8 protein-coding genes are annotated in these 9,651 nt (G+C 72.6%); 1 reads left to right on the plus strand and 7 read right to left on the minus strand.

What is annotated here, in order from left to right; translation table 11 throughout:
* Positions 1-264: winged helix-turn-helix domain-containing protein (locus G3I53_RS31605; RefSeq protein WP_164439015.1), on the minus strand; the 264-nt coding region annotated here is incomplete at its 3' end.
* A 47-nt stretch (positions 265-311) separates the two neighbouring features.
* Here G3I53_RS31605 and G3I53_RS31610 point away from each other — a divergent pair.
* A complete protein-coding gene (locus tag G3I53_RS31610) occupies positions 312-848 on the plus strand; it encodes a carboxymuconolactone decarboxylase family protein (RefSeq protein ID WP_164333014.1) in 537 nt (178 codons plus the stop codon).
* Positions 849-981: 133 nt separating this feature from the next.
* Here the strand turns inward: G3I53_RS31610 and G3I53_RS31615 are convergent, their stop codons facing one another.
* From G3I53_RS31615 to G3I53_RS31640, 6 genes are all read right to left on the minus strand, one after another.
* Positions 982-1,992, minus strand: coding sequence for an ABC transporter substrate-binding protein (locus G3I53_RS31615; protein WP_239064207.1), 1,011 nt, complete (start codon positions 1,990-1,992; stop codon positions 982-984).
* Positions 1,993-2,086: 94 nt separating this feature from the next.
* Entirely contained in the window at positions 2,087-4,105 is a 2,019-nt protein-coding gene (locus tag G3I53_RS31620) for an ABC transporter permease subunit (protein WP_164333013.1), read from the minus strand.
* A 64-nt stretch (positions 4,106-4,169) separates the two neighbouring features.
* Complete coding sequence (locus G3I53_RS31625; protein ID WP_164333012.1) at positions 4,170-5,273, minus strand: glycine betaine/L-proline ABC transporter ATP-binding protein; 1,104 nt, start codon at positions 5,271-5,273, stop codon at positions 4,170-4,172.
* Complete coding sequence (locus tag G3I53_RS31630) at positions 5,270-6,802, minus strand: GMC oxidoreductase (RefSeq protein WP_164333011.1); 1,533 nt, start codon at positions 6,800-6,802, stop codon at positions 5,270-5,272. Before G3I53_RS31630 ends, G3I53_RS31625 begins: the two co-directional genes overlap by 4 nt.
* Positions 6,803-7,127: 325 nt before the next feature.
* Positions 7,128-8,648 carry an aldehyde dehydrogenase family protein gene (locus tag G3I53_RS31635; RefSeq protein WP_164333242.1) on the minus strand — a complete coding sequence of 507 codons (1,521 nt, stop codon included), beginning with the start codon at positions 8,646-8,648 and terminating at the stop codon, positions 7,128-7,130.
* Between the two features lie 211 nt (positions 8,649-8,859).
* On the minus strand, positions 8,860-9,651 hold a 792-nt coding region (locus G3I53_RS31640; RefSeq protein ID WP_239064208.1), incomplete at its 5' end, for a hypothetical protein.

The following is a 9,651-nucleotide window of genomic DNA, read 5'->3' on the forward strand; positions in this document are numbered from 1 at the left end:
CGCGCGGTCGGCGACGTGGGTGCCGGAGCCCTGGCGGGCGGTGAGCCGGCCCTCGGCGACCAGGTCGGCGTAGGCGTCGGCGACGGTGTTGCGGGCGATGCCCAGGTCGGCGGCGAGCGCGCGGGAGGAGGGCAGCCGGGTGCCGGGGGCGAGGCGGCCGGTGCGGATGGCGTCGCGCAGGGCGTCGGTCAGTCCGCGGCGCAGGCCGGGGCCGCTGCGCTCCAGGTGGAGGTCGACGCCGTAAGTGGCCCAGGGTTTCGCCATGGAAATGGACCATACTCCTGGGCTGCCCTGCTCCTAGGCTCCGAGGCATGACGACCACAGCGAAGCAGGAGACCGGCACGCCGACCGCGAGCGGCACGGCGGCCGGGAAGAACGCGCCGGAGCCCGCTCCCCGGCTGGACTGGGCCGCCCTGGCCCCGGACGTGTACAAGGCGATGGTGCGGCTGGACGCGGCGTCCCGCAAGGGGCTCGACCCCACGCTGCTGGAGCTGGTCAAGATCCGCGCCTCGCAGCTCAACCACTGCGCCTTCTGCCTGGACATGCACTCCAAGGACGCGCTGGCTGCGGGCGAGAGCGTGGAGCGGATCGTGCAGCTCGCGGCCTGGGAGGAGTCCCCGCACTTCTACACGGAGAAGGAGCTCGCGGCGATCGAGCTGACGGAGGCGGTGACCGTCCTGACCGACGGGTTCGTGCCGGACGAGGTGTACGGGCGGGCCGCCGCCCACTTCGAGGAGGCGGAACTGGCGCAGCTCGTCGCGGCGATCACGGTGATCAACGCGTGGAACCGGTTCGGGGTGACGTGCCGTCTGACGCCGGGCCACTACCGGCCGGGGCAGCAGCACTGACGTACCTCTCGGAGCGCCGGGCCCCGGAACGCGTCCGGCCCCCGCGGCGCCGGGGCCGTGGGGGCCGGACGCGGAGCTCCGGCAGCGCGGGGCGCTGCCGGAGTCCGCCGTGTGCCGGTGCCGGGACCGCCGGTCAGGGCAGCCACTTCTCCCAGACGTCCTTGTTGGCCTTGACCCACTTCTCGGCCGCCGCCTCCGAGCTCATCTTCTCGCCCGCGATCATCGCGGCGACCTCGTTCTGCTCCTCGGCGGTCCACTTGAAGTTCTTCAGGAACTTCGCGGCGTCACCGCCCTTCTCGGCGAAGTCCGCGTTGAAGTACTTCTGCAGCGGGGTCTCCGGGTAGGCGCAGTCCACCTTCTCCGGGTCGGCGTCGCAGCCCTCCTTGTGCTCGGGCAGCTTCACCTCGACCAGGTCGATGTCGGCGTTCAGCCACTGCGGGGTCCACCAGTAGCTGATGAAGGGCTTCTTGGCCTTGTAGTTCTCCCGGATCTGGGTGATCTGGGCGGCCTCGGAGCCGGCGTAGACCGTCTTGTACTCCAGGTCGAGGTTCTTGATGATCGCGTCGTCGTTGGTGGTGTACGACGGGGAACCCTCGAGGAGCTGGCCCTTGTTGCCGCTCTCCGCGGTCTTGAACAGGTCCTTGTACTTGTTGAGGTTCTTCCAGTCCGTGATGTCCGGGTGCTTGTCGGCCAGGTACTTCGGCACGAACCAGCCGATGTGGCCGACGACGCCGAGGTCGCCGCCCGCGACGACGGACTTGTTCTCCTCGACGTACAGCTGCACCTTCTTCGGCGCGCCGCCCCAGTCCTCCATGATGGCGTCGACCTTGCCGCTGTGGAGGGCGTCGAAGGCGACCGACTCGTCGAGCTGCTTGAGCTCGGCCTTGGTGTCCAGCTCGTTCTCGAGGATGTACTTGGCGACGGCGCCGTTGGCCTCCGCGCCGACCCACGACGGCACGGCGATGGTGACCTTGCCGGAGGAGCCCTTCGAGGACGAGGAGCCGGTGTCGGCGGCGCCGCAGGCGCTCACGCCGGTGAGGCCGAGGACCACGACGGCGGCGCCGGCGACGCGGGTGAGGCGCGGTCTGGCCCCTCTGGACCCGGTGTTCTTGCGGTCGGCGGGCTGCTGCTTCTTCATGCGCATGGCGTCTTCTCTCTCGTTTCGTTTCTTCCGTCGGGACGGATCGTGCGGCGGGCGGTGCGGGGCCGGAGCCCCGCGGGCACACCGGGACAGGGGGTCAGGGGGTGCCGGTGTCGGAGCGGGTGCGCTGGGTGGTGCGGTCCAGGACCAGGCCGAGCAGCACGATCGCGACGCCGGCGGTGAGGCCGGTGCCCAGGTCGCTCTTCTGGAGGCCGTAGACGACGTCGTAGCCGAGGGCACCGGAGCCGACGAAGCCGCCGACGATGACCATGGCGAGGACGAGCACGACGCCCTGGTTGAGGGCGAGCATCAGGGCCGGGCGGGCCAGCGGCACCTGGACCTGGCGGATCTGCTGGAAGGTGCCGGCCCCCAGGGAGCGGGACGCCTCCAGTGCCGCGGGGTCCACCTGGCGCAGCCCCTGCACGGTGATCCGGATGACGGCGGGCAGCGCGTACAGCACGGCCGCGGCGACGGCCGCGGACCGGCCCACGTTGAACAGCGCCACGACCGGGATCAGGTAGATGAACTGCGGCAGCGTCTGCATCGTGTCGAGCACGGGCCGCAGCACGCGTTCCACGACCGGCACCCGAGCGGCCAGCACACCGATGAGGAAGCCGAGCACCAGGGTGACGACGACGCCCGCGATGGCCTGCGACAGGGTGTCGAGGGACTTGTTCCACACGTCGATGACACCGGCTCCGGCCATGGCCGTGGCGGCGGTCGCCATGGCGCCCCAGCCGCCCGCGAGGAGGCCGAGCACCGCGGCGGCCAGGACCAGCACCCACCACGGGGTGGCGGTCAGCCCGGACCGGATCGGGTCGAGCACCCACGAGGTGAAGCCGTCGGCCCAGGTGCGGGTGCCGCCCAGGACGGGCACGCCCTCGGCGAGGTGGCCGGTGAACCAGTCCATGGCCCGGTTGACCGGCGTGGAGATGTTCACGACCCACAGCTCCGGCCACTCCTCGATGAGCAGCACGGAACCCACCCAGGAGACCAGGACGCCCACGCCCGCCGTCAGGCCCCAGCCCTGCGGGCCGTGCAGCAGCGGGACGGGGGACGGGCCGGGCCCCTCCCCGAGGCGGTCCCCGGCGGCGGCCGTGGTGCGGTCCAGCCAGACGGCCAGCAGCACGATCGGGATGCCCGCGGCGAGCGCCTTGCCGACGTCCACGGTGGACAGGGCCTGGAAGACCTCCTCGCCGAGGCCGCCGGCGCCGACCACGGAGGCGATGGTGACCATGGACAGCGCCATCATGATCGTCTGGTTGAGGCCGAGCAGGGTCTCCTTGCGGGCCAGCGGCAGACGGGCCGTCAGCAGCCGCTGCCAGGGGCTCGCGCCCAGGGACTTGGCGGCCTCCATCACACCCGGGTCGGCGCCGCGCAGGCCGAGCGCGGTGAGCCGGGCCATGGGCGGCGCGGCGTAGATGATGGTGGCGATCAGCGCGGAGGGCACGCCGATGCCGAACAGCAGCACCAGCGGCAGCAGGTAGGCGAACGCCGGCATGATCTGCATGGTGTCCAGCACCGGGCGCAGGATCTTCTGGAAGCGGTCCGACAGACCGCCGCCCAGGCCGAGCAGACCGCCGATGACCGCGGACACGAGGACCGCGATCGCCATCAGGGCGAGGGTCTCCATGGTGGCTTCCCACATGCCCAGCACTCCGCACAGCGCGAAGCAGCCCAGGGTGACGCCGGCCAGCTTCAGGCCGCGCCGGCTCTGCAGGCCGCCGACGCGCCAGGAGAGCAGGACCGCCGTCGCCGTGACGGGGAACCAGCCGACGTTCACCAGCAGGTCCGTCATCCAGATGACGGAGTCGTCGGACCAGTTGCTCAGGTGGAGCAGGAAGTAGAGGAAGACGGGGTTGGTGTCCCGGTTGTGCACGACCCAGGTGTACGCGTCGTCCAGCGGGGTCTTGACGTCGGCGGTCAGTGCGGCGGGCCAGGACCCGCTGCCCCACAGGAGCGCCGCGGCCGGCACGAGCACGGCCGCGGCGACGAGGAGGGGCAGCAGACGGCGCAGCAGCGGGTGGAGGGCCCGCGCGCCGGTCGCCGGCGGCGTCTCCCGCTCCACCGGTTCGGCGGGCGGGGAGGGCGGGGCCGGGGTGGTGACGGCGCTCATCGTCGGCACCTCCCGGCCGCTGCGGGGGCCGTCGGTGCGGCCTCGGGTCTGACACGGGTGGTCATCAGGCGGCCTCCTTCACCGGACCGCCGTCGAGACCGGCGACGACCCGCAGGAGGCCGGCGTGGTCGACCTGCCCCAGGCAGCGGCCGTCCTCGACGACGCAGGCGGCCCGGCCGGTGCGGGCGACCGTCTCGATGGCCCCGGAGACGACGGTGTCGGGCGCGAGGGCCCCCGGGTGGTCGGACCCGCCGCAGTCGCCGGGCCTCATGGCGCTGCGGACGGTCATGACCTGTTCGCGGGGGACGTCCCGGACGAAGTCGCGGACGTAGTCGTCGGCCGGCGAGCCGACGATCTCCTCGGGGGTGCCCAGCTGCACCACGCGGCCGTCGCGCATCAGGGCGATCCGGTCGCCGAGCCGGAGGGCCTCCTGGAGGTCGTGGGTGATGAAGACCATCGTGCGGCCCTCCTCGTGGTGCAGCCGGGTCACCTCCTCCTGCATGTCGCGCCGGATCAGCGGGTCGAGGGCGCTGAACGGCTCGTCGAAGAGGAGGACCTCCGGGTCGACGGCGAGGGCGCGGGCCAGGCCGACGCGCTGCTGCTGGCCGCCGGACAGCTGGGAGGGCCGGCGCTGCTCCATGCCCTCCAGGCCGACCTTGGCGACGACCTCGGCGGCCTTCTCGCGGCGTTCGGCCTTGCCCATGCCCTGGATCTCCAGGCCGTAGGCGACGTTGTCGAGGACGGTGCGGTGCGGCAGCAGGCCGAAGTGCTGGAACACCATGGCGGCGCGGTGCCGGCGCAGTTCGCGCAGCCGGGCCTTGTCCATGGCGAGCACGTCCTCGCCGTCGATGGCGATGGTGCCCGCGGTCGGCTCGATGAGCCGGGTCAGGCAGCGCACCAGGGTGGACTTGCCGGAACCGGACAGGCCCATGACGACGAAGACCTCGCCCTTGCGGACGTCGAAACTCACGTCGCGCACGGCGGCGGTGCAGCCGGTGCGGGAGCGCAGCTCGGCGGGTTCGAGGGCGGCGAGTTCCGGGTCCCCGGGGATCCGGTCCGCCTTGGGGCCGAAGACCTTCCACAGCCCCTGGACGGAGAAGACGGGCGCGGTGCCGTCGGGTCCGGCCGTGGGCGGTGTGGCGGGCGCGGTGGAGGTGGTGGTGCTCATCGCGCATCGCCGCCGATCAGTTCGACGGCCCGCTCGCCGACCATCAGCACCGCGATCATCGGGTTCACGGCGGTCATGGTCGGGAAGACGGAGGCGTCCGCGATGCGGATGCCCTCCAGTCCGCGGATGCGCAGCTCGGGGTCGACGACGGCCTGTTCGTCGTCGGCGGCACCCATCCTGCAGGTGCCCGCCGGGTGGTAGACGGTGTGGGCGACCTTGCGGGCGTACTCGCTCAGCTCCTCGTCACCGGTGACGTCCGGTCCGGGGGCGACCTCGCGCTTGAGCCAGTGGGCCAGCGGTTCGGTCTTCGCGATCTCGCGGGCGATGCGGATGCCGTCGACGAGGGTGCGGCCGTCGTAGTCGTCCTCGTCGGTGAAGTAGCGGAAGTCGAGGGCGGGCTTGACCTCGGGGTCGGCGCTGGTGAGGTAGAGGCGGCCGCGGGACTTCGGCTTGGGGATGTTCGGGGTCATCGACACGCCGAACTCCGGCCGCTGGTAGCCCAGTCGCTCCGGGTTGTCGGTGAACGGGATCTGGTAGAAGTGGAACATCAGGTCCGGGCCCGCGTGATCGGGGTCGCGGCGCACGAACAGACCGGCGTCGGAGTCCATGGCGGAGTTGTCCGGGATGGGTCCGTCCGTCTCCCAGACGATCACGGACTCGGGGTGGTCGAGGAGGTTCTCGCCGACACCGGGCAGGTCGTGCGCCACGGGTATGCCGAGCGCCTCCAGGTCGGCGCGGGGCCCGATGCCGGAGTGCAGCAGCAGCCGCGGCGAGTCGACGGCGCCGGCGCACAGCACCACCTCGTCGCGTGCGCGGACGAGGATCTCCTCGCCGTCCTTGGTGCGCACGTGGACGCCGGTGGCCCGGGTCCCGTCGAGTTCCAGCCTGTACGCCCAGGTCTCCAGCAGGATCGTCAGGTTGGGCCGTTCGTCCATCACCGGGTGCAGGTACGCCACCGAGGCGGAGGACCGCTTGTTGTTCTCCGGGTGGTAGGCGAGGTCGAAGAAGCCGACGCCCTCCTGGAACGGCTTCTTGTTGAAGCTCTCGATCCGGGGCACTTCGAGGGCCTTCTGCGCGGCGTCCACGAAGTCGCGGGCGATCGCGTTCCGGTCCTTCTCGTCGACCGGGACGATGTTGTTCTTCAGGCGGGCGTAGTACGCCTCCATCTGGACCGCGCCCCAGCCCCGGGCGCCGGCCTCCTCCCACTCGTCCCAGTCGGACGGCAGCGGCTTGAACGCGATGAGCGTGTTGTGGGAGGAGCAGCCGCCGAGCACCCGGGCCCGGCTGTGCCGGATGTGCGAGTTGCCGCGCGGCTGCTCGGTGGTCGGGTAGTCGTAGTCCAGTTCGCCGCCGAGCAGTCCCATCCAGCGGCGCAGGGTCAGCACGTCGTCGCGGCCGACGTCACTGGGGCCGCCCTCGATGACGGCGACGGTCACGTCCGGGTTCTCCGTCAGCCGGGAGGCGATGACGGAGCCCGCCGTGCCGCCGCCGATGACGACGTAGTCGTACAGGTGGGTGTGTTCTGGCATGGGAGCGGTACTCCTCCGGGAGGTTCGGAAACGGGTGGATGAGGTGAACTGCCGGTCGACGCCGCGCGTCGGACGGGAAGACGAGGAACGGGATGCCGCGGCGCGGGGCCGGGCGCACGGCACGCGGCCGTGGTGACGTGGTGCGCCGGGGCGGGCGGGCCGCCGTGCTCCGGCCCGGCCCCCGGGTGGTCCGGGTGCCGGGGGCACGGAGCGGCACCGCTGTCCGCCGGGGCGCGGCGGATGTGCCGTGGGGCGTGACGCCGCACTCGGGAGGTGTGTCACCGAGGGGCGGAGGTGCCCGGTCCACCGGCCGGTGGCCTGTGGGTCAGCCCGCGAACCAGCGCACCGGCTGCGGCGCGAGGTTCTGGTAGACGTGCTTGGTCTCGCGGTACTCGGCGAGTCCGGCCGGGCCGAGTTCGCGGCCCACTCCGCTCTTGCCGAAGCCGCCCCACTCCGCCTGCGGCAGGTAGGGGTGGAAGTCGTTGATCCAGACCGTGCCGTGGCGCAGCCGGGCGGCCACCCGCCGGGCGCGGCCCGCGTCGGTGGTCCACACGGCGCCGGCCAGACCGTACTCGGTGTCGTTGGCGAGGGCGACGGCCTCGTCCTCGGTGCGGAAGGTCTCCACGGTGAGGACCGGCCCGAAGACCTCCTCGCGCACCACCCGCATCTCGCGGTGGCAGTGGTCGAGCACGGTCGGCTCGTAGAAGTAGCCGCTCGCGGGGCGTTCGGCGGAGGGTTCGGGCCGCTTGCCGCCGGACCGCAGGACGGCGCCCTCCTCCAGCGCGGAGGCGACGTACGCCTCGACCTTGTCGCGCTGCTGCTCCGACACCAGCGGGCCGCACTCGACGCCCTCCTCGGTGCCCCGGCCGAGCCTGATCCGCTGGGCGCGGCGGGCGAGTTCGGCGACGAAGCGGTCCCGCACGGACTCCTCGACGATGAGCCGCGCGCCGGCCGAGCACACCTGGCCGCTGTGGATGAAGGCCGCGTTGAGGGCCTGGTCGACGGCGGTGTCGAAGCCCTCCTCGGTGGCGCAGGCGTCGGCGAACACCACGTTGGGGTTCTTGCCGCCGAGTTCGAGGGCGACCTTCTTGACGCCGGGCGCGGCGGCCTGGGCGACCTTGGTGCCGCTGACCAGCCCGCCGGTGAAGGACACCAGGTCCACGTCGGGGTGTTCGGCGAGCCGGGCGCCGACGGTGTGCCCGGGGCCGGTGACGATGTTGGCCACCCCGGCGGGCAGTCCGGCCTCCAGGAGCAGGTCGATGAGGGCGACGGTGCTCAGCGGGGTGATCTCGCTGGGCTTGATGACGAAGGTGTTGCCGGCCGCCAGAGCGGGGGCGATCTTCCAGCTGGCCTGGAGGAGCGGGTAGTTCCAGGGCGTGATCATCGCGCAGACGCCGACGGGCTCGTGCACGACGACGCTGTGGACGTCGGGCGTGCCGGCGTCCACGACCCGGCCGGGGGTCTCGCCCGCGACCAGGTCGGCGAAGTAGCGGAAGGCGTCGGCGACGCAGTCGATGTCGACGCGGCCCTCCTCGGCGGTCTTCCCGGCGTCCCGGCTCTCCAGCAGGCCCAGCGGCTCGCGGTCCCGGGTGAGCAGGGCGGCGACCCGGCGCAGCAGTTCGGCCCGTTCGGCGACCGGGGTGTGCGGCCAGGGGCCCTCGTCGAAGGCGCGCCGGGCGGCGGCCACCGCCAGGTCGGTGTCCTTCTCGTCGCCCTCCGCGACCACGGCGAAGGGCTGCGCGTCCGCGGGGTCGATGATCTCGCGCGTGGCGCCGGACACCGCCGCCCGCCACTCGCCCCCCGCGTGGATCGTGCCGCGCGCCTCGAGTTCCGTCTTGTCCGCCATAGTCGGTACTGCCTTCCGTTCCTGGTGCCCCCCATGCGTCACACTGCCGTGGCACATGGGACCGGGTGCACCTGCCCCAAAGGGCCGAAAGCATGCGCGATTCCCGGCCGGAAGTGCGCGGTGTCACGGAAGACGGGTACTTACGGGGCGAAAACGCCCGCGCTGTGAGCGTGCGGTCACAGCGCGGGACCCCCCAGGACGCGGTTTCCGGTCAGCCGCCGCCGGTGCCGCAGGTGGTGGCGGGAGGGCAGAAGCCGCTCAGCGCCGTCCGCAGCAGTTCGCGCCCGGCCTCCCGGCCCTCCGCGTCCGGCGTGTAGGCGGCGACGGCGTACAGCTTGCCGTCGGCGGCCTCGAAGCGTTCGTCGACCACGTGCCAACCGCCGACGTCCGGCTGTCCCTTCAGGGTGTCCACGAGGTACTCCAGCCGGGAGCCGGGCACCCCGGCGCCGCCCAGGTCCTCCAGGGAGAGTTCGGTGAAGCCCGGGGCCTTCTGCACCGCGTCGGAGAGGAACAGCCCGTGCGACTCGGCGGGCGACGCCTCGGACACCTCGAACACCTGGAGCCGGTGCGTGCGGTCGGCGCTGTAGTAATTGACCACGTCGATGCCGTACTTGGAGTCCACGTCGTCGCGGCTCCACCCGGCGGGGCGGGCGATGGTGAAGCCCTCCCCGTCGGTGAACAGCTCGTACCCGGCGGGCAGGTCGTCGACGAGGGTGGACGGCTCCGGGATGTTCTCCCCGCCGGTCGGACCGGGCGGCGGCTGCTCCACGGTGCCGGTCGCCGTGGGCTCGGCCGTCGGGGACGGGCTCGCCGTGACCGTGGGCCTGTCGTCCGCGCGGTCGTCGGTGCCTCCCCCGTTCCGCACGATCAGGGTGGCCACCAGCCCCACGGTCACCCCGAGGGCGGCGGCCCCTCCGACCACCAGCCAGAGGCGTCGCCGGCGGGCCCCCGGCGCGGTTGCCGGCCCGGGCACCGGGGCGCCGGGCTGGTGCGCGGGGCCGTA

It is taken from the genome of Streptomyces sp. SID14436, from assembly GCF_010548465.1.
In the GTDB taxonomy this organism is placed as follows: domain Bacteria; phylum Actinomycetota; class Actinomycetes; order Streptomycetales; family Streptomycetaceae; genus Streptomyces.